The 19,418-nt window shown below is 41.7% G+C and carries 21 protein-coding genes; 19 read left to right on the plus strand and 2 right to left on the minus strand.

The genetic code is table 11. The features are described 5' to 3' along the window. Positions 1–18: 18 nt before the first annotated feature. The 10 genes from C1E58_RS11180 to C1E58_RS11225 all read left to right on the plus strand — a co-directional run bounded on the left by C1E58_RS11180 (position 19) and on the right by C1E58_RS11225 (position 9,328). Complete coding sequence (locus C1E58_RS11180; RefSeq protein WP_105210378.1) at positions 19–888, plus strand: phosphate ABC transporter substrate-binding protein PstS family protein; 870 nt, start codon at positions 19–21, stop codon at positions 886–888. Positions 889–890: 2 nt separating this feature from the next. Continuing rightward, positions 891–1,808 carry a phosphate ABC transporter permease subunit PstC gene (pstC, locus tag C1E58_RS11185; protein WP_029176378.1) on the plus strand — a complete coding sequence of 306 codons (918 nt, stop codon included), beginning with the start codon at positions 891–893 and terminating at the stop codon, positions 1,806–1,808. Then, positions 1,798–2,685 (plus strand): phosphate ABC transporter permease PstA, encoded by an 888-nt coding sequence (gene pstA, locus C1E58_RS11190; RefSeq protein WP_044758719.1) that lies wholly within the window; start codon positions 1,798–1,800, stop codon positions 2,683–2,685. The genes pstC and pstA overlap by 11 nt, the downstream gene beginning before the upstream one ends. A gap of 24 nt (positions 2,686–2,709) precedes the next feature. Next, entirely contained in the window at positions 2,710–3,513 is an 804-nt protein-coding gene (pstB, locus tag C1E58_RS11195) for a phosphate ABC transporter ATP-binding protein PstB (RefSeq protein ID WP_105114824.1), read from the plus strand. 11 nt (positions 3,514–3,524) lie between these two features. Continuing rightward, on the plus strand, positions 3,525–4,283 hold the full coding sequence (pstB, locus tag C1E58_RS11200; RefSeq protein WP_105210379.1) for a phosphate ABC transporter ATP-binding protein PstB: 759 nt from the start codon (positions 3,525–3,527) through the stop codon (positions 4,281–4,283). 26 nt (positions 4,284–4,309) lie between these two features. Next, positions 4,310–4,966: a phosphate signaling complex protein PhoU gene (gene phoU / locus C1E58_RS11205; RefSeq protein WP_105210380.1), complete on the plus strand. Its 657-nt coding sequence runs from the start codon at positions 4,310–4,312 to the stop codon at positions 4,964–4,966. 148 nt (positions 4,967–5,114) lie between these two features. After that, on the plus strand, positions 5,115–5,711 hold the full coding sequence (locus C1E58_RS12235) for a hypothetical protein (protein WP_105210381.1): 597 nt from the start codon (positions 5,115–5,117) through the stop codon (positions 5,709–5,711). Positions 5,712–5,856: 145 nt separating this feature from the next. Continuing rightward, the gene (locus C1E58_RS11215) at positions 5,857–6,528 is read left to right on the plus strand and encodes a response regulator transcription factor (protein ID WP_105210382.1); all 672 of its coding nucleotides are present in this window, start codon (positions 5,857–5,859) and stop codon (positions 6,526–6,528) included. Further along, positions 6,521–7,915 (plus strand): sensor histidine kinase, encoded by a 1,395-nt coding sequence (locus C1E58_RS11220; RefSeq protein ID WP_105210383.1) that lies wholly within the window; start codon positions 6,521–6,523, stop codon positions 7,913–7,915. The genes C1E58_RS11215 and C1E58_RS11220 overlap by 8 nt, the downstream gene beginning before the upstream one ends. 183 nt (positions 7,916–8,098) lie before the next feature. Further along, positions 8,099–9,328 carry a transglutaminase domain-containing protein gene (locus C1E58_RS11225; protein ID WP_105210384.1) on the plus strand — a complete coding sequence of 410 codons (1,230 nt, stop codon included), beginning with the start codon at positions 8,099–8,101 and terminating at the stop codon, positions 9,326–9,328. 50 nt (positions 9,329–9,378) lie between these two features. On the opposite strand, the gene rpsT is transcribed toward C1E58_RS11225, so the two are convergent. Further along, the gene (gene rpsT, locus C1E58_RS11230; RefSeq protein ID WP_012027069.1) at positions 9,379–9,627 is read right to left on the minus strand and encodes a 30S ribosomal protein S20; all 249 of its coding nucleotides are present in this window, start codon (positions 9,625–9,627) and stop codon (positions 9,379–9,381) included. A 58-nt stretch (positions 9,628–9,685) separates the two neighbouring features. Then, the gene (coaA, locus tag C1E58_RS11235) at positions 9,686–10,606 is read right to left on the minus strand and encodes a type I pantothenate kinase (RefSeq protein ID WP_105114818.1); all 921 of its coding nucleotides are present in this window, start codon (positions 10,604–10,606) and stop codon (positions 9,686–9,688) included. 112 nt (positions 10,607–10,718) lie between these two features. Between coaA and C1E58_RS11240 the strand changes: the two genes are divergently transcribed. From C1E58_RS11240 to C1E58_RS11280, 9 genes are all read left to right on the plus strand, one after another. Then, positions 10,719–11,309 (plus strand): class I SAM-dependent methyltransferase, encoded by a 591-nt coding sequence (locus C1E58_RS11240; RefSeq protein ID WP_105114817.1) that lies wholly within the window; start codon positions 10,719–10,721, stop codon positions 11,307–11,309. Continuing rightward, positions 11,306–12,583 (plus strand): pyrimidine-nucleoside phosphorylase, encoded by a 1,278-nt coding sequence (locus C1E58_RS11245; RefSeq protein ID WP_105210385.1) that lies wholly within the window; start codon positions 11,306–11,308, stop codon positions 12,581–12,583. Before C1E58_RS11240 ends, C1E58_RS11245 begins: the two co-directional genes overlap by 4 nt. 14 nt (positions 12,584–12,597) lie before the next feature. Next, positions 12,598–13,260 (plus strand): deoxyribose-phosphate aldolase, encoded by a 663-nt coding sequence (gene deoC / locus C1E58_RS11250; RefSeq protein WP_105114815.1) that lies wholly within the window; start codon positions 12,598–12,600, stop codon positions 13,258–13,260. Continuing rightward, a complete protein-coding gene (locus C1E58_RS11255) occupies positions 13,247–13,636 on the plus strand; it encodes a cytidine deaminase (RefSeq protein ID WP_105114814.1) in 390 nt (129 codons plus the stop codon). The genes deoC and C1E58_RS11255 overlap by 14 nt, the downstream gene beginning before the upstream one ends. Before the next feature lie 81 nt (positions 13,637–13,717). Continuing rightward, positions 13,718–14,779, plus strand: coding sequence for a BMP family lipoprotein (locus tag C1E58_RS11260; RefSeq protein ID WP_105114813.1), 1,062 nt, complete (start codon positions 13,718–13,720; stop codon positions 14,777–14,779). A 134-nt stretch (positions 14,780–14,913) separates the two neighbouring features. After that, positions 14,914–16,449: an ABC transporter ATP-binding protein gene (locus tag C1E58_RS11265; RefSeq protein ID WP_105210386.1), complete on the plus strand. Its 1,536-nt coding sequence runs from the start codon at positions 14,914–14,916 to the stop codon at positions 16,447–16,449. After that, entirely contained in the window at positions 16,442–17,503 is a 1,062-nt protein-coding gene (locus C1E58_RS11270) for an ABC transporter permease (RefSeq protein WP_105210387.1), read from the plus strand. Before C1E58_RS11265 ends, C1E58_RS11270 begins: the two co-directional genes overlap by 8 nt. A 1-nt stretch (position 17,504) precedes the next feature. Next, positions 17,505–18,458, plus strand: a complete 954-nt coding sequence (locus C1E58_RS11275) for an ABC transporter permease (protein WP_105210388.1) — start codon at positions 17,505–17,507, stop codon at positions 18,456–18,458. A 417-nt stretch (positions 18,459–18,875) separates the two neighbouring features. Then, complete coding sequence (locus C1E58_RS11280; RefSeq protein WP_105210389.1) at positions 18,876–19,409, plus strand: dihydrofolate reductase family protein; 534 nt, start codon at positions 18,876–18,878, stop codon at positions 19,407–19,409. Positions 19,410–19,418 lie beyond the last annotated feature (9 nt).

Genomic DNA, 19,418 nt, shown 5'->3' on the forward strand with positions numbered 1-19,418 from the left:
TGTAAAGGAAAAAACGAAATGAAAAAAAAGCAGAAGCTTGGAATTGCAGCTTTGTTTCTTTTGAGTAGTGTAGCTCTTGCAGGTTGTTCCTCATGGATTGATCGCGGAGAGTCTATCACTGCAGTAGGTTCTACAGCCCTTCAGCCGTTGGTTGAAGCGGCGGCAGACGAATTCGGTAGTGTCAATATCGGAAAATCTGTGAACGTACAGGGCGGTGGTTCTGGTACTGGTTTGTCACAGGTTCAGTCTGGAGCAGTTCAGATTGGTAACTCGGATGTGTTCGCAGAAGAAAAGGACGGTATCGATGCTAGCAAGTTGGTAGACCATCAGGTTGCCGTGGCTGGTCTAGCCGTTATTGTCAATGAAAAAGTGACGGTTGATGACATTACCACAGAAGATCTTCGTAAGATTTTCACCGGTGAAATTACCAACTGGAAGGAGCTTGGTGGCAAGGATTTGGAGATTTCAATCATCAACCGTGCAGCAAGTTCTGGTTCTCGTGCAACCTTTGATACAGTCGTTATGGATGGACATGCAGCGGCTCAAAGTCAAGAGCAGGATTCAAACGGGATGGTTAAGTCCATTGTAGCTCAAACCCCTGGTGCTATTTCTTACTTGTCATTTGCCTATGTGGATGATTCTGTAAAAACCATCAAATTGAACGGCTTTGCGCCAACAACTGAAAACGTAGCAACCAATGCTTGGCCAATTTGGTCATATGAGCACATGTACACCAAGGGAGAGCCAACTGAATTGACAGGCGAATTCTTGGACTACATGATGTCTGATGAAGTTCAAAATGGCATCGTTGAAAGCATGGGCTATATCTCTATCAATGATATGAAGGTTGAAAAGAGTGCTGATGGCACGGTGACAGAGAAGGAGTAAGCATGAAAAACGAACAACTAGCTAAAGAATTATCTTCTCCGTCTAAGAACTCTCGCTTGGAGAAGTTTGGTAAGGTCATTACCTTCCTATGCCTATCGCTCATTGTCTTTATCGTTGCCATGATTTTGATTTTCGTGGCGCAACGTGGTTTATCGACTTTCTTTGTGGATGGTGTGAGTATCACTGATTTCTTGTTTGGAAGCAAGTGGGAACCAAGCTCTAAAATCTTTGGAGCTCTTCCTATGATTTCAGGTTCTTTCATCGTTACGATTTTGTCAGCCATCGTGGCTACACCAATTGCCATTGGTGCAGCAGTTTTCATGACAGAAATCTCGCCAAAACGTGGTGCTAAAATCCTGCAACCAGTTATTGAGCTTTTGGTTGGTATTCCATCAGTGGTATATGGTTTCATTGGTTTGCAAGTGGTTGTGCCTTTTGTACGCTCAATCTTCGGTGGTACTGGTTTTGGTATCTTGTCAGGGGTATTTGTCCTCTTTGTCATGATTTTACCGACAGTAACCTTTATGACGGTCGATAGTTTGCGTGCGGTGCCTCGTCACTACCGTGAAGCAAGTTTGGCAATGGGTGCAACTCGTTGGCAGACTATCTGGCGTGTTATCTTGAATGCCGCTAAACCAGGTATTTTCACGGCCGTAATCTTCGGAATGGCGCGTGCCTTCGGTGAAGCCTTGGCGATTCAGATGGTAGTTGGTAACTCAGCGGTTATCCCAACTTCTCTCACAACGCCTGCAGCGACCTTGACTTCTGTATTGACCATGGGTATTGGTAATACGGTTATGGGAACAGTTCAAAACAATGTTCTCTGGTCATTGGCCCTTGTCTTGCTCTTGATGAGCCTTATCTTTAACATGATTATGAAATTTATTACGAGAGAGGGTAAGAAAAACTATGCACGCTAAAAAATTCGATAAATTGGCGACTGGTATTCTTTACTCCATCGCTACGGTGATTGTCGTTATTTTGACATCACTTATTCTCTATATCTTGCTCCGTGGTTTGCCACATGTTGACTGGCATTTCTTGACCAGCAAATCATCTTCATATAAAGCTGGTGGTGGTATCGGAATTCAGCTCTACAACTCATTCTTCCTATTGGTTGTAACGCTCTTGATTTCTGTTCCCTTGTCAACAGGAGCAGGTATTTACTTGGCAGAATATGCAAAGAAAGGTCCTTTGACAAACTTCATCCGTACCTGTATTGAGATTTTGTCATCACTGCCATCCGTTGTCGTTGGTTTGTTTGGTTACTTGATTTTCGTTGTACAGTTTGAGTACGGATTCTCCATCTTGTCAGGAGCCTTGGCTCTTACGGTCTTTAACCTGCCACAGATGACCCGTAACGTTGAGGACAGCCTTCGTCACGTTCACCATACGCAACGTGAAGCTGGTTTGGCCCTTGGTCTATCACGCTGGGAAACTGTTCTTCATGTTGTTATTCCAGAAGCACTTCCAGGGATTGTCACAGGTATCGTCTTGGCATCTGGTCGTATCTTTGGTGAAGCGGCTGCCCTCATCTATACAGCAGGTCAATCAGCACCAGCACTTGACTGGTCAAACTGGAATCCATTGAGTGTTACAAGTCCGATCTCTATCTTCCGTCAATCAGAGACCCTTGCGGTTCACATTTGGAAGGTAAACAGTGAAGGTACAATTCCAGATGCAACCCAAGTTTCTGCTGGTTCAGCAGCAATCCTCTTGGTCTTCATCTTGATTTTCAACCTTTCTGCCCGTTATATCGGTAAGAAACTTCATGCGAAAATGACTTCAGCAGCCTAGAAGTCTGACTATTAAGGAGAAAAAATGGCAGATTACAACTGGAATGAACGCCATATCATCACTTTCCCAGAGGAAAAAATTGCCCTTTCAACAAAAGATGTTCATGTTTACTATGGTAAAAATGAAGCCATCAAGGGCATTGATATGCAGTTCGAGAAAAATAAAATTACAGCCTTGATTGGTCCATCAGGCTGTGGTAAATCAACCTATCTTCGCAGTCTCAATCGTATGAATGATACGATCGATATTGCTAAGGTAACAGGCCAAATCCTCTACGAAGGAATTGACATCAACAGACCAGATATGAACGTTTACGAAATTCGTAAGCATATCGGAATGGTTTTCCAACGTCCTAACCCATTTGCAAAATCGATTTATCGCAATATTACCTTTGCTCACGAGCGTGCGGGTGTAAAAGATAAGGAAGTCTTGGATGAGATTGTTGAAACCTCACTGAGACAAGCAGCTCTTTGGGATCAGGTAAAAGACGATTTGCACAAGTCAGCCTTTACCTTGTCTGGTGGACAACAGCAACGTTTGTGTATCGCGCGTGCGATTTCTGTTAAACCACAAATCTTGCTTATGGATGAACCAGCATCAGCCTTGGACCCAATTGCAACCATGCAGTTGGAAGAAACCATGTTTGAGTTGAAGAAAGACTATACCATTATCATCGTTACGCACAACATGCAACAGGCAGCCCGTGCAAGTGATTACACAGCTTTCTTCTATCTTGGTGACTTGATTGAGTACGATAAAACAGCAAATATCTTCCAAAATGCCAAACTCAAGTCTACGAACGACTACGTTTCAGGACACTTTGGATAGAAAGGGAAACAATGACATCACCTATTTTACAAGTAAAAGATTTGTCTGTTTACTATAATAAGAAAAAGGCTTTGAATAATGTTTCAATAGATTTCTATCCAAATGAAATTACAGCCTTGATTGGTCCGTCAGGTTCTGGTAAGTCAACGCTCTTGCGTGCCATTAACCGCATGGGCGATTTGAACCCAGAAGTAACCTTGACAGGTGCTATTGATTACAATGGTAAAAATATTTACAGTCCTCGTACGGATACTGTAGACCTTCGTAAGGAAATCGGGATGGTTTTCCAACAACCAAACCCATTCCCAATGTCTATCTATGAGAATGTTGTTTACGGCCTTCGTATCAACGGTATCAAGGATAAGCAAATTCTGGATGAAGCAGTAGAGAGCTCTCTGATTGGCGCTTCCATTTGGAACGAGGTCAAGGATCGCTTGCATGATTCAGCAGTTGGTTTGTCTGGTGGTCAGCAACAGCGTGTCTGTGTGGCGCGTGTATTGGCAACCAGTCCAAAGATTATCTTGTTGGATGAGCCAACATCAGCCCTCGACCCCATCTCAGCAGGTAAGATTGAAGACACGCTTTATGGTTTGAAGGATAAGTACACCATGGTATTGGTAACACGTTCCATGCAACAAGCGTCTCGTATTTCAGATAGAACTGGTTTCTTCTTGGACGGAGATTTGATTGAGTATGACTTGACCAAAGAAATGTTCCTCAGTCCGAAACATAAAGAAACAGAGGACTATATCACAGGTAAGTTCGGTTAGACCGTAAGAAAAAGAAAGAGGTTCATATGTTAAGAGCTCAGTTTGAAGAAGAATTAGGTAAACTCCATAACCAATTTTACGCTATGGGGAATGAAGTATTGGCACAAATCAACAATGCTGTTCGTGCCTTTACGACCCATGATCGTGAATTGGCTAAGGAAGTCATTGAAGCGGATAAGAAAATCAATGCCTTCGAAGTGAAATTAGAGAAAAAATCACTTGAAATCATTGCATTGCAACAACCGGTTTCCACAGACCTTCGTCGTGTTATCACTGTGTTGAAGGCAACGAGTGACCTGGAGCGTATGGGTGACCATGCTGTTTCAGTTGCAAAAGCTGCTATTCGTATGAAGGGCGAAGTTCGTATTCCAGTTGTTGAAGAAGAAATCAAGAAAATGGGTCGCGAAGTTCGTCAATTAGTAGAGCAAACCTTGGAACTTTATCTTGGTGATGCGGATATGGAACGTGCATATGAAGTAGCGGCACGTGACGAAGTTGTCAATGAATTTTACTCAACTATCCAAGAATTGACAACTGAAGAAATCAAGAAAAATCCAGATTCTTTGGTTGCTGGTCGTGACTATTTCCAAGTCTTGACCTACTTGGAACGCGTTGGTGACTATGCTAAAAATATTTGTGAGTGGGTTGTTTACCTTCGCACAGGTGATATTACAGAATTGTAAAATGGAAGTCCGAAAGGACTTCTTTTAGTTTGCTTTAAGAAAAGTGCCATATATCTTTAGCTTGCTTTAAGTTTCTCCTTTTATACTATTCTTATCATCAGGTGAGTGCTTATTCACTATGATAAAAATTTTTGAAAAGAGGAACTTTATGTCATTGATTAATCAATTGAAATCACAATCCAAAACAGTTCTGGCAGCGGTTGCCATTACAGCGGCAACCGTAGGCTTTGCTGGTGGGATGTCAGTTGCAAAAAATGCTGGAACAATCACTACACAAAGCCAGGTAGCTTTGGCTCAAAATCAAGCTGGTACAACAAATAGCCAGGCTAATTCAAACACAGGTAATCAAATGCCAACTGCCCCTAATGGAGAAATGCGAGGTATGCCACCAGAGCAAAATGGAGAAATGCGAGGTATGCCACCAGAGCAAAATGGAGAAATGCGAGGTATGCCACCAGGACAAAACGGAGAAATGCAAAGTATGCCACCAGGACAAAACGGAGAAATGCAAGGCATGTCACCAAGGCAAAACGGAGAAATGCAAGGCATGCCACCTGGTAAAAATGGAGGAATGCGAGGTATGCCGCCAGGACAAAATGGCACCACTCAAGGTACTACACCGCCAAATACCACAAGTGGTACAAGGCAATCAAATACTTCCTCAGATGAAGTAAATGCTTTAAAAGAGAAAAATCAAGAAATCAAAGCACAAATTTCAGGTAGCTCTAGCACTTCAAACCAATAGGAAAAATTTGAGATAAGTGGTATAATAAATTAACCTCTGACAGAAATGCAGAGGCAACTTATTAAAGTGAAAAAATATGTTCAAAGACCAAGTTTTTACTTGTGTCTTTGAATTGTCTTTTAAAGATTAGGTTAAGGAGATAGTCATGATTAAGATTTTGTTGGTGGAAGATGATTTAAGCCTATCCAATTCCGTTTTCGATTTTCTGGATGATTTTGCAGATGTTATGCAAATCTTCGATGGAGAGGAAGGAATTTACGAAGCTGAGTCGGGTGTATACGATTTAATTCTTTTGGATTTGATGTTACCGGAAAAGGATGGTTTCCAAGTTCTGAAAGAATTGCGTGAGAAGGGAGTGACCACTCCAGTTCTTATTACCACAGCCAAGGAAAGTTTAGAAGATAAGGGTCATGGATTTGAACTAGGTGCAGATGATTATTTGACCAAGCCTTTCTATCTGGAGGAATTGAAAATGCGTATTCAAGCCCTCCTCAAACGTTCTGGTAAGTTCAATGACAATTTATTAACCTATGGTGATGTGACAGTTGACCTATCAACTAATACGACCTTGGTAGATGGTAAAGAAGTTGAACTACTGGGCAAGGAGTTTGACTTGTTGGTCTATTTCCTACAAAATCAAAATGTTATCCTACCTAAGACACAGATTTTCGATCGCTTGTGGGGATTTGACAGCGATACGACCATTTCAGTAGTGGAAGTTTATGTGTCAAAAGTTCGTAAAAAATTGAAAGGAACGGCCTTCGGAGAAAATCTGCAAACCCTTCGCAGTGTCGGCTACATTCTAAAGAATGTTTAAGAGATATAAAAAGATTGTCAATACGGAAAGTTTTTCCTTCTTCATTCGCTATTTTGCTGTATTTACCCTGATATTTGGCTTGATGACAGCTATCATCTTTCAGCTTATGCGTTCGACCATGTATCAAACAACAGATGATACACTAGATCGGATTAAAGATGAACCAGCCATGCTGGTTGGTTTTGCGATTGCACGGACTTATGAACCTGATTCTGAATTTATTATTCAGGACGAAAATGACCAGCCGTCAGCGACTAGTTCATCTCCAACTTCTTCCTCAACATCTTCTTCGTCCCAAGAACCGCCTCAAAAGGATATGAAGGGGAAGCATCAAATGCGGCTGGGAACTAATACTCACGTTCTGCTCTATAGTAAGAGTGGGGAGCTCTTGAATCCTGATAACTTTACAGGCTTGTCTAATTTGAAGGTTGATAAGGAAAAATTGGGCGAAATCAAGGAGTTGACGGTTGAATCTCCATTTGGAACCGAAGAACACTATCGGTATGTGACGATTGAAATATCTCCAGAAGATTTGGGCTACTATTCCAGCTATGACATTACTTGTGCGACAATTTTGGTCAATGTTAGCCAGATAAAATCTTCTATTGCGACCTATGAATCCACAGTAGCTATTGTTATGATTTCTGCATGGTTGATTTCGATTGTAGCGAGTATTTATTTGGCAAACCTTAGTATGAAACCAATTTTGGTCAGCTATCAAAAGCAGAAGGATTTTGTTGAAAATGCCAGCCATGAATTGCGGACACCACTTGCCGTCTTGCAAAATCGTTTGGAAAGCCTATTCCGTCATCCAGAGGCAACGATTTTAGAAAGTAGTGAGAGCATCGGTTCTAGTTTGGAAGAAGTGCGGAATATGCGATTGTTGACGACCAACCTGCTCAATCTTGCCCGTCGTGATGATGGTTTCAAGCTTGAAATGGTAGATGTTCCCTCATCCTATTTTGATGAAATATTTGAAAACTATAGCATGGTTGCTGAGGAAAATGGCAAGAAGTTTCAAGTTCAAAACAATATTGTCCAGTCAATCCGAACGGACAGGGTCTTGATCAAGCAACTATTGACGATTTTGTTTGACAATGCAATGAAATATACGGGTGAGGACGGTGCTATTCATATCACAGCAACCATCAAGGAACGCTATGTTTCCTTTACTATTGCTGATAATGGTTTGGGGATTTCTGACGCAGATAAGAAGAAAATATTTGACCGTTTTTATCGGGTTGACAAGGCTCGGACACGGCAAAAAGGTGGATTTGGTCTGGGGCTTTCTCTGGCTCAGCAGATTATCAAATCCCTTAATGGTCAAATTTTGGTAAAAGACAATCAGCCAAAAGGCAGTATTTTTGAAGTCCATATCCCTAAATAATACTAGCAGTCTAGCAAGACCGGGAGCTAGTTAATCCGGCAAGATACAAAAAGGAGTGAGGAAATTGTTTTTCCTCCTCCTATTTTTATCAAGTATGGTATACTGATTTGTAAGAGTTTCGAAATTTATAGCCTGAGATGTTTCATTGTTCAGGTCAGGAATTAAAGTTATTAGGAGTGAGCCTTGAAAGATTATCTATCTACACGAAAGCTAGCTGTACTTGTCTTATTATCTTTTTCACTGTCGAGTTTGACTGCTTGTTCCACCAATCAGGTGGCAGAAAAATTACAAGAGCTTCAAGCTACATTTTCCCAAGAGAAAAAGGAACTGGAAGCTGAATTGAGGCAGCTAGAGAAAGAAGTAGCCGGCAACTTTTATTTTCAACAACTAGATACAGACAAGGAACGTCGTGTCTATCTTCAATTTGTCAATGGTCTGAGAAAAAGAGAGAACACGATTGAGATTGACTCGGTCATTCAGGAGACCTACACTCGTGTCTATTTTTCGGTTGCCAATGACTTCCCAGAATATTACTGGCTAACAGATGCCATGGTGGACGGTATTGAGTTCTCCGATTTATCTCAGCCAATCTATCCAGCAGATGTAGAGCAGGTCATTCTACAGCTAGAAGAAGTTGCCCGAGCTATTTTAGAACAGGCTCCCAAGGGTTCAGACTATGAGATAGTTAAGTTTTTCTACGAAACCATTATCAAGCAGACAGACTATGATGTAGAAGCCCTGTCCAATGATAGTCTTTCCTGGAAAGAGCAGGGGATTACCAGTGTCCTTCTGGAAAAGAAATCTGTATGTGCAGGCTATAGCCGAACCTTTCAGTATTTATGCAAATTAGCTGGTATCCATTGCATCTATGTTAGTGGCATGGCTAATAGTGAGCAAGGTGGTCAAATCGGTCACGCTTGGAACCTGGTCCAGATTGGTGGTCAATACTATGGCATTGATACGACTTGGGGAGACCCAGTTTTTGAAGAAGCTATGGGAGGTCAAGGTCAAGCAGAGATTTCCTATGACTACCTCTGTGTTACGGATGAAGCCTTAAACCGAACTAGAAAAGCTGATAGTGACTTGCTTGGTTACTGGGGGCAAGAATTCCCTTTTCAGTCAAGACCCTTGGTCTATCCATCTGCCACAGATAATTCTCTTAATTATTATGTGCAACTGGGTGCTTATTTCACCAGGTTTGACGAAACTGCGGTATTAGATAGCGTCCGTAGTCAGAAGGAACAGGGAGCAGATAGGATTTTTCTACAATTTTCCAACCAGCAAGCCTTGCAAGAAATGGTGGATATGGCAGGAAGTGACAACAATAATCTCTTTTATAGTCTAGGAGATGTGTATACCTATCAGTATTTTTATAATGACCAGACCTATACGTTTGAAGTGACAGGCTGGTAGCCTGATTTGTTGTGAGAATAAAAAAAGGAAACCCGAAGGTTTCTTTTTTATTAAGCAAGTTTTGATGCAAGACGTGCTTTGTCGCGGCTTGCTTTGTTTTTGTGAATCAAACCTTTAGTTTCTGCTTTATCGATTGCTGAGCTAGCAGCGCGGAAAAGCTCTTCAGATGGGTTAGCTTCAAATGCTTTGATTGCAGTACGCATAGCTGATTTTTGTGCTGAGTTTTTCTCGTTTTGTTTAACGTTCAATTCAGCGCGTTTGATAGCTGACTTAATGTTTGCCAATGGTTTCACCTCCACCCTTTCTTGTACTAACTATACCATTATATCTGAAAAGACTTGTTTTGACAAGTGAAATTTATTTTTTTAGATAAATTTTATCAATCTCATGGTTATCAGCCTTATGGAGAATAATGTCTGCACGGTTTCGGGTGGGTTCGATGAACTTTTCCAAATTAGCTAGGTTTATATTTTTCCAAGTATTTTGGGCAATGGCAATGATTTCTGGATAGGTCATCTGAGTAAAACGATGGTAGTAGTTGTTGGGATCATTCTTTGCCAGAGTTAATAATTTTTGGAAACGTTCTAGGTACCAGGTTTCAATATGTTCCACATCGGCATCAACGTATATAGACAAGTCGAAATAATCGCTGACATAAAGTCGTTGGTTTTGTGGATTTTGAAACACATTGATTCCCTCTACAATCAGAAAGTCAGGGGCCTTAATTTCCTGAAGTTGATCAGGTACGATGTCATAAATCTCATGAGAATAGACAGGGATTTGACAATCATAACCATTTTTTATCTTATCCACGAAATCAATCAATTTTTCCATATCATAGGACTCTGGAAATCCTTTTTTGTTCAATATCTGGCGCTCTTCCAGAATGGCATTTGGATAGAGGAAGCCATCTGTTGTGACCAATTCAACCTTGGCGTGTTTAAAGGTACGGGCGATAAGAATTTGAAGCAGGCGGCTGGTGGTGGATTTTCCTACGGCCACACTACCAGAAACACCGATAATAAAAGGCTGAGGTTTGATGGATTTTTGCAGGAAGAGGCTCTTGGTGAAATTGAGGTCCTTTCGAGCCTTCCGATAAATATGAATAAGGTTGATAAGAGGCAGATAGATGTCCGATACTTCATGCAGTTGGATACGGTCATTGAAACTCTTGATTGAATTGAGCTCTTTTTGGCTCAGGGGAATAGTGGTCTTCCGATGGAGCTGTTGCCAGGTTTTCCGGTCGATTTCTTCAAAATTTAAAAATTCATTCTTCATAGTTTATTCTTTCTAATAGAAGTAAGCGTTTTACATAATACTTACATTTTATCATATTTTCCAATCTTGCAAAACTCTTGAAAACGTTTTTAAGAAATGGTATAATCAAGGTATGTCTAATATGTATTATGAAAAGAATCCAAGTGCAGCACATGATATTCATGAACTCCGTGTCAGCTTGCTGGATACTCCTATGACTTTCTTAACAGATGCTGGTGTATTTAGTAAGAAAATGGTTGATTATGGAAGTCAGGTGCTTTTGAATTCCCTGGAACTAGCGAAGGGAAAAACTCTCTTGGATGTAGGATGTGGCTACGGACCTCTGGGATTGACCTTAGCAAAAGTCTATGACCTAAATGTTACCATGATTGATGTCAATAGCAGAGCTTTAGAGTTGGCAGAAAAAAATGCTGAGAAAAATGGTGTTTCTGCGACGATTTTCCAATCCGATGTCTATGAAGCAGTTGAGGGTCGTTTTGATTATGTGATTTCTAACCCTCCCATTCGAGCTGGGAAGTCAGTTGTGCATGAAGTGATTACAGGTGCCAAGGAGCATTTGGTTGACGGTGGAAGCCTGACCATTGTTATCCAGAAGAAACAAGGGGCACCGAGTGCAAAAAAACGAATGGAAGAAGTGTTTGGGAATTGCCAAATTATAAAAAAAGATAAGGGTTATTACATCCTTGAAAGTGTGAAAGAATGAGAACAGTTGATTTAATTCAGAAAAAACGTGACGGCTTGGAATTGTCTACAGAAGAAATCCAGTGGTTGATTGATGGCTATGTGGATGGCAGTGTTCCAGACTATCAGATGTCTGCCTTGGCAATGGCCATTTACTTTAAAGGGATGTCTACAAGAGAAATCTCGGACTTGACCATGGCTATGGTACACACAGGCGAGGAAATTGACCTGTCTGCGATCGCTGGTATCAAAGTAGATAAGCATTCAACTGGTGGTGTAGGTGATAAGGTCACCTTGATTTTAGCACCGCTTGTTGCAAGTTTTGGTGTTCCTGTTGCTAAGATGAGTGGACGTGGCTTGGGTCACACAGGTGGTACTCTTGATAAGCTGGAGGCTATCAAGGGCTACCAAATCGAAGTGAGTCAGGAAGACTTTATCAAGCAAGTTCAGGAAACAGGTGTGGCTGTTATTGGTCAATCAGACAATTTAGTTAAGGCTGATAAATTGCTTTATGCCCTGCGTGATGTGACTGCCACGGTGGATATCATTCCGCTGATTGCAAGTTCGGTTATGTCGAAAAAAATCGCAGCTGGAGCTGATGCTATTCTTTTGGATGTAACGGTGGGCGAAGGTGCCTTCATGAAGAACATTGAAGATGCGCGTGTTCTAGCTCGAACCATGGTTGACCTAGGAAAAGCTGTTGGTCGCAAGACAATAGCTGTCTTGACGGATATGTCTCAGCCAGTAGGTACATCCATCGGTAACCGTTTGGAAATTCTTGAAGCTCTTCAGATTCTTCAGGGAAATGGCAGAGCAGATGTGACAGAATTTATCTGTGAATTGGCTCAAATCATGCTCAGTTTGGCAAACGTTGAAAAGTCAGTCGAAGAAGTTCGTCAGCATATTGATAACGGAGCAGCCCTCAAGAAATTTGAAGAGATGGTTGTAGCTCAGGGCGGAGATTTGGCAGACTTGTACCGTCCGGTTCAAGTTTCTAATCAGGTTGACGTACTCTCTGATGAAGATGGTTACATCGTTGGACTTCCTGCTTTGGAATTTGGACTCTTTGCTATGAGAATTGGTGCTGGTCGGGCTGTTAAGACAGACGATTTGGACTATGAAACAGGAATTGTTTTCCATAAGAAAGTCGGAGAAGCAATTGCCAAGGAAGAAAAAATCGCAACAATTTACGCAAATGAAAATATTTCGGAAAATTTGCTTACAAATTTCAAGAAAAATGTTAAAATAGATAAAGATAGTGTAAAAACGAAAGAAATTATTGAAATTATTTCTTAATGTACGGAGAAAGTATGAAACTGAATAAATATATCGACCATACCATTTTAAAGCCAGAAACCAGTAAAGAACAAGTTGGACAAATCTTGGCAGAAGCCAAAGAATATGATTTTGCCAGTGTCTGTGTCAATCCGACTTGGGTGGCTTATGCAGCTCAAGAGTTGAAAGATAGCGATGTAAAAGTTTGTACCGTCATCGGTTTCCCTTTGGGTGCCAATACTCCAGCTCTTAAGGCGTTCGAAACCAAGGATGCTATTGAAAATGGTGCTGATGAAATTGATATGGTCATCAATATCGGTGCTTTAAAATCTAAAAACTATGATTTGGTCTTAGAGGACATTAAGGCTGTTGTTACTGCTAGTGGCGATAAGCTTGTCAAAGTCATTATCGAAACGTGTCTGTTGACGGATGAGGAAAAAGTAAAAGCTTGTGAACTATCAAAAGAAGCAGGTGCTGATTTTGTCAAGACGTCAACTGGTTTCTCAACGGGTGGTGCAACTGTTGAAGACGTTGCTCTTATGAGAAAAACTGTTGGACCTGATATGGGGGTTAAAGCTTCTGGTGGTGCTCGTTCTTATGAAGATGCCATTGCTTTTATTGAAGCTGGTGCAACTCGTATTGGTGCTTCATCAGGTGTTGCAATCATGAAGGGAGAAAAGGCGGATGGAGACTACTAATCTGATTGATTTGGTCGTGGAAAATAGCCGCCATGCTTATGTTCCCTATTCCCACTTTCCAGTAAGTGCAGTCTTGGTTGCCAAAAACGGCCAAGTATTTACTGGAGTAAATATTGAAAATGCCAGCTTTGGGTTGACAAACTGTGCAGAGCGAACAGCTATTTTTAAGGCTGTTTCCGAAGGAGTTCTTGATTTTTCTGAAATCGTCATTTATGGTGAAACAGAAAAGCCAATCTCCCCTTGTGGGGCCTGCCGTCAAGTGATGGCGGAATTTTTTGAACAGGATCTAAAAGTGACCTTGGTCGCTAAAGATAAATCGACAGTCGAGATGACAGTCGGGGAATTACTTCCATACTCTTTTACAGACTTGACTTAAGTTTGTAAGCCAGTCGGTAGACTGAACACATTTATCATCGCAACAATTTGTTGCCAAAGAATTTTTTAGGAGGGTTCAGAAATGAACAAGAAACTTGTTGGTTTGGGTGTTGTATCACTTGCAGCACTTACTCTTGCTGCCTGTGGTAGCCGTACGTCTACTAGCTCTTCAAGCAGCGAATCCACTGAGTCATCAGTGCAAGCTGCGATCATTACCGACGTAGGTGGTATTGATGACCGTTCATTCAACCAATCAGCTTGGGAAGGTTTGCAGGCTTGGGGTGAAGAACATAGCTTGTCTAAAGGTAGCGGCTATGACTACTTCCAATCAGCTAGTGAAGCAGATTACATCACTAACCTTGACTCAGCAGTATCTGCTGGATACAATGTTATCTTCGGTATTGGTTTTGCCTTGGAATCTGCTATCGCTGAAGTAGCGCCAAATAACCCAGATACAAACTACGTTATCGTAGACTCTGTTGTTAAAGATCAGCCAAACGTAGCAAGTGTTGGATTTGCTGACCATGAAGCATCATACCTTGCTGGTGTAGCGGCTGCTAAATCAACTAAGTCAAATCATATCGGTTTCATCGGTGGTATGGAAGGTGTCGTTATCGACCGCTTTGAAGCTGGTTTCGTAGCTGGTGCTAAATCTGTAAATCCTGACATCAAAGTAACAGTTGACTACGCTGGTTCATTCGTAGACTCGGCTAAGGGTCAAACAATCGCAGCAGCTCAATATGCTGCAGGTGCTGACGTTATTTTCCACGCTTCAGGTCAAACAGGTAACGGTGTATTCGCAGCTGCAAAAGCTGAAAACGAAACTCGTAACGAAGCAGATAAAGTTTGGGTAATCGGTGTTGACCGTGACCAATCTGCTGAAGGTGAATACACTTCTAAAGATGGTAAAGCTTCTAACTTCGTATTGGCTTCTACTTTGAAACAAGTTGGTACGTCAGTAAAAGATATTGCTAACAAGGCAGTTGAAGGTAAGTTCCCAGGTGGCGAAATCATCCAATTCTCATTGGCTGATGGAGGTGTTGACTTGGCTGAAACGAATCTTTCAGAAGATGCTACAAAAGCAATTGCAGAAGCTAAGAAAGCTATCTTGGACGGTAAAGTAACTGTTCCAGAAGCTCCTTAATCATAGATAAACAAGAATCCGAAACGGCGACCTGATCGGTCGCCCTTTTCGGAGCTGAGAATTTTTCTCAGTAAAGCCTATCAGTGTCTGGTAGGTTTTACTGACAAAAATGATAGTCAGAAAGGAAGAAGATTATGACTAGGGATAATGTCATTGAAATGCGCAATATCACCAAAATTTTCGGTGAATTTGTAGCGAATGACCACATCAACTTACATGTCAGACGAGGTGAAATCCACGCCCTTCTCGGTGAAAATGGTGCTGGTAAATCAACTCTTATGAATATGTTGGCAGGTCTTTTGGAGCCTACCAGCGGAGAAATTGCAATCAACGGTGAGGTTGTATCAATTGACTCACCTTCTAAAGCTGCCCATCTGGGTATCGGTATGGTTCACCAACACTTTATGTTGGTTGATGCTTTCACAGTTGCGGAGAATATCATTCTTGGTTCGGAAACGACTAAGGGTGGTGTGATTGACCTCAAAAAAGCCATTGCTGAAATCAAGGAATTGTCAGAGCGTTATGGTCTTGAAGTCGATCCGACAGCAAAAGTAGCAGATATTTCTGTCGGGGCCCAACAACGTGTAGAGATTTTGAAAACCCTCTACCGTGGTGCAGACCTCTTGATTTTCGATGAACCGACAGCTGTTTTGACACCTGCGGAAATAGCAGAGCTTCTTAAAATCATGAAGAAATTGATTGAAGAAGGCAAGTCTATCATTCTGATTACTCACAAATTGGATGAAATCCGTGCCGTTGCCAACCGTGTTACAGTTATTCGCCGTGGTAAATCCATTGAAACAGTAGATGTAGCAGGTGCAACCAACGAAGATTTGGCGGAGTGGATGGTTGGACGTTCTGTATCCTTCAAAACAGAGAAAATTGCTTCAAATCCTAAAGAAGTTATCCTTTCTATCAAGGATTTGGTAGTAAATGAAAACCGTGGCATTCCAGCTGTTAAAGGACTAAACCTTGATGTTCGGGCTGGAGAAGTGGTTGGTATTGCTGGTATTGATGGAAATGGACAGAGCGAGCTCATCCAAGCTATTACAGGCTTGCGTAAGGTTAAATCCGGCTCTATTACCATTAAAGGTGAAGAAATTGTCGGAAAAACACCTCGTAAAATCACTGAAATGCAGGTCAGCCACGTTCCAGAAGACCGTCACCGCGATGGTTTGGTCTTGCAAATGTCTGTTGCAGAAAACATTGCCCTACAGACCTACTACAAAGAGCCAAACTCTAAGAATGGTATTCTGAACTACAATAAAATCAATGAAAAGGCTCGTCAACTCATGGAAGAGTTTGATGTTCGTGGAGCTAGCGAGTTAGTACCTTCTAAGGCTTTGTCAGGTGGTAACCAGCAGAAAGCCATTATCGCCCGCGAGATTGACCGTAACCCCGATCTTCTAATCGTTAGCCAGCCAACTCGTGGATTGGACGTTGGTGCTATCGAATACATTCGTAAACGTTTGATTGCAGAGCGTGACAAGGGCAAGGCAGTTCTTGTGGTCAGCTTTGAATTGGATGAAATTTTGGATGTTTCAGACCGTATTGCCGTTATTCACGATGGTACCATCCATGGTATCGTAGATCCTGCGACAACAAACAAGCAGGAGCTTGGTGTCTTGATGGCAGGCGGAAAATTAGAGAAGGGAGAAAGTCATGCCTAAGAAATATCACAATGTGGCCCTTCCATTTTTGGCAGTATTTTCTGGTCTTTTGTTGGGTGCCATCATCATGCTTATCTTCGGTTACGACCCAATTTGGGGCTACGAAGAACTATTTTATTCAGCATTTGGTAATGTGAAATCAATCGGAGAAATCTTCCGTGCTATGGGACCACTAATCTTTACCGCGTTAGGGTTTGCTGTGGCTAGTCGTGCAGGTTTCTTCAACGTTGGTTTGCCTGGTCAAGCCTATGTCGGCTGGGTATTTGCAGGGTGGTTTGCCTTGTCAAATCCTGATATGCCACGTCCAATCTTGATTTTAGCAACAGTTGTCATTGCCATGATTGCTGGTGGTATTGCTGGTTCTATTCCGGGTATTTTACGTGCTTATCTTGGTACCAGTGAAGTTATCGTCACAATTATGATGAACTACATCTTGCTTTACTCATGTAACTATATCATTCGTGAAGTATTTGCAGATAATTTGATGAAGAATACGGATTCGACCATCAACGTTTCAGCCAACGCTTCTTATCAAATGGAGTGGTTGCGTGCATTGACAGATAATTCTCGTATGAACTTGGGTATCTTCTTTGCAATTATTGCTGTTTTTGTCATTTGGTTCTTGTTGACCAAGACAACCCTTGGTTTTGAAATTCGTTCAGTTGGTTTGAACCCAACAGCCTCTGACTACGCAGGTATGTCAGCTAAACGTACTATCATTCTTTCAATGGTTATCTCAGGAGCTCTTGCAGGTCTTGCAGGTGCTATTCAAGGTCTTGGAACCTTCCAAAATGTCTATATTCAAAGTGGTAACTTGGATATTGGTTTCAATGGTATGTCTGTTGCCCTCTTGGCTTCAAACTCACCACTGGGAATTCCTTTGGCGGCCTTCCTCTTTGGTGTCCTTTCTGTTGGTGCACCAGGTATGGTTCGTGCCCAAATTCCACCTGAATTGATTAACGTTGTTACAGCGTCTATCATCTTCTTTATCGGTGTGAAATTTATCTTTGAGCAGTTGCTTAAAGCCAAAAATAAAGCGAAAGGAGCGAAATAAGATGAATATTTCAATTCTTGCCTTACTCATTTCGCAGATGTTGATTTACTCAGCACCTTTGATTTTTACCAGTCTTGGTGGTGTCTTCTCTGAACGTGGCGGTATTGTAAACGTTGGTTTGGAGGGTATCATGGTTATTGGCGCCTTTGCCGGTGTTGTCTTCAACATTGAGTTTGCTGAAACATTCGGTAAAACAACTCCATTGCTAGCCATTCTTGTTGGAGGTCTAGCAGGTGTCCTATTTGCCGCAATTCATGCGGTAGCAACGATTTATCTCCGTGCAGACCACGTTGTATCTGGTACGGTATTGAACCTCTTAGCACCAGCCTTGGGTGTCTTCCTTGTAAAAGTTATTTACAACAAAGGTCAAACAGATAGTATCACCCAGTCATTCGGTAAGTTTTCATTCCCTATCCTGGCTGATATTCCTGTTATTGGAGATATTTTCTTCAAGAATACGAGTTTGATGGGTTATGTTGCCATTGCAACGGCATTCTTGGCTTGGTTCATCCTTTATAAGACCAAGTTTGGACTTCGTCTTCGTTCAGTTGGTGAACACCCACAGGCTGCTGACACGCTTGGTATCAATGTTTATGCTATGCGTTCTGCAGGGGTCTTGATTGCTGGCTTCCTTGGTGGTGTTGGTGGTGCCGTAAGCGCCCAATCCGTAAACATCAACTTCTCTGCAACAACTATCGTGGGTTCAGGTTTCATCGCCTTGGCCGCAGTTATCTTTGGTAAGTGGAATCCAATTGGTGCAATGTTAGCCAGTCTCTTCTTTGGTCTATCACAAAGTTTAGCGGTAGTAGGTAGCCAACTTCCAGGTTTGAAAGATATTCCAACAGTATATCTCCAAATTGCGCCTTATCTAATCACAGTCGTTGCCCTCTCTGCCTTCTTCGGAAAAGCAGTAGCACCAAAAGCCGACGGCGTTAACTATATTAAATCGAAGTAAAAAAACAACCCCGACGGGTTGTTTTTTCACGAGCATGAAAATTCGAAGGCGAGTAAAGGTCCACTGGACCTTTTTATCATGAGCTTGAAAACTGGAGAGCGAATAACAACCCCGACGGGTTGTTTTTTCACAAGCATGAAAACACGATGGCGAGTAAAGGTCCAGTGGACCTTTTTATCATGAGCTTGAAAACTGGAGAGCGAATAATAACCCCGACGGGTTGTTTTTTCACGAGCATGAAAACACGATGGTGAGTAAAGGTCCAGTGGACCTTTTTATCATGAGCTTGAAAATCAGAAGGCAAACTAGTCTGGCAGCATAGGTGATACTTTTTGCTCGAAATTAAAATTCATCTTCTGCCTACTATAGATTTTTATGTTATACTTGGTTACTCGAGAATATGTGAGGAGGAAAGTTATGGCTAGACGCCTAGTTTTGAATATTGCAATGAGTTTAGACGGTTATATCGCTCGAACAGACGGGAGTTATGATTGGATAGAGGGGCATGGTACAGATCAATATGACACGACCTTGCAATTCGATAATCCTGCATTTTTCAGTAGCTGTGATACGGTCATCATGGGGCGAAAATCATTGGAAGATTGCCCTCTGGAGATGATTGAGGGATATCAGGAAAAGCAGTTTATTATTGCCAGTCGTTCGGAATATGCTAACTATAACAATGTACGATTTGTAAAGGACATTGTTGCAGAAATCGAGCAATTGCGAGCAGAAGAAGGTGGTGATATCTGGCTTTTTGGTGGAGCTAGCTTGGTTCAAACCTGTCTAGAAGCTGGAGTAATTGACCATTTCATTATTGGGATTATTCCAATAATCTTAGGTGAGGGTATTTCACTTTTTGATGGCCTGACCAAAGAGCAGAAATTGATTTTAGTAGAGTCTACAGTAACCGATGGCATTGCCATGTTACGGTATGATATACGAAAATAAAAAAAGGTG

It is taken from the genome of Streptococcus suis (genome assembly GCF_002964575.1).
Taxonomy (GTDB): domain Bacteria; phylum Bacillota; class Bacilli; order Lactobacillales; family Streptococcaceae; genus Streptococcus; species Streptococcus suis_R.